Source organism: Streptomyces sp. SID12488, assembly GCF_010548275.1.
In the GTDB taxonomy this organism is placed as follows: Bacteria; Actinomycetota; Actinomycetes; order Streptomycetales; family Streptomycetaceae; genus Streptomyces.
In genome coordinates this window covers 1-836 of the sequence record NZ_JAAGLT010000090.1, presented here as the reverse complement: position 1 = coordinate 836, position 836 = coordinate 1, and the positions used below count along the sequence as shown (strand labels likewise).

The following is an 836-nucleotide window of genomic DNA, read 5'->3' as shown; positions in this document are numbered from 1 at the left end:
GTGCCGGGGATGGCCCAGGGGCGGGCGAGGGTGTGCGGGTCCCGTTTGTAGGGCCAGAAGACTTCGGTGCCGTCGTCGAGGGTGTGGTTGGGTCCCTGGGCGAACTGGACGCGCAGGTCGGGGAGTTCGTCGACGTCGGGGATGCGCCAGGGTTCGGAGCCGTTGGCGAGGTAGCCGTCGGAGAGGAGGAAGACCGGGGTGCGGTAGGTGAGGGCGATCCGGGCTGCTTCCAGTGCCGCGTCGAAGCAGTCGGCCGGGGTGCGCGGGGCCACGATCGGGACGGGGGCCTCGCCGTTGCGGCCGAACATGGCCTGGAGCAGGTCGGCCTGCTCGGTCTTGGTGGGCAGCCCGGTGGAGGGCCCGCCGCGTTGGATGTCGATGACCAGCAGGGGCAGTTCCATCGACACCGCCAGCCCGATCGCCTCGGACTTCAGTGCCACACCGGGTCCCGAGGTGGTGGTGACGCCCAGCGACCCGCCGAAGGCGGCGCCCAACGCGGCCCCGATACCCGCGATCTCGTCCTCGGCCTGGAAGGTGCGGACGCCGAAGTTCTTGTGCCGGCTGAGCTCGTGCAGGATGTCCGAGGCCGGCGTGATCGGGTACGAGCCCAAATACACTGGCAGATCGGCCTGTTGACCGGCCGCGATGAGCCCGTACGACAGGGCCAGGTTCCCCGAGATGTTGCGGTACGTGCCGAACGGGAAAGCGCTGGTGGCCGGCGCGACCTCGTAACTGACCGCGAAGTCCTCCGTGGTCTCCCCGAAGTTCCAACCGGCCCTGAACGCGGCGATGTTCGCCGCCGCGATCTCGGGCTTCTTGGCGAACTTGGCCTTCAG

Annotated in this window: 1 pseudogene; it reads right to left on the bottom strand. The window is 69.4% G+C overall.

Going from position 1 to position 836, the window contains the following annotated elements:
• Positions 1–836 (bottom strand): annotated as a pseudogene (locus G3I56_RS42605) (thiamine pyrophosphate-binding protein); the annotation flags it as partial.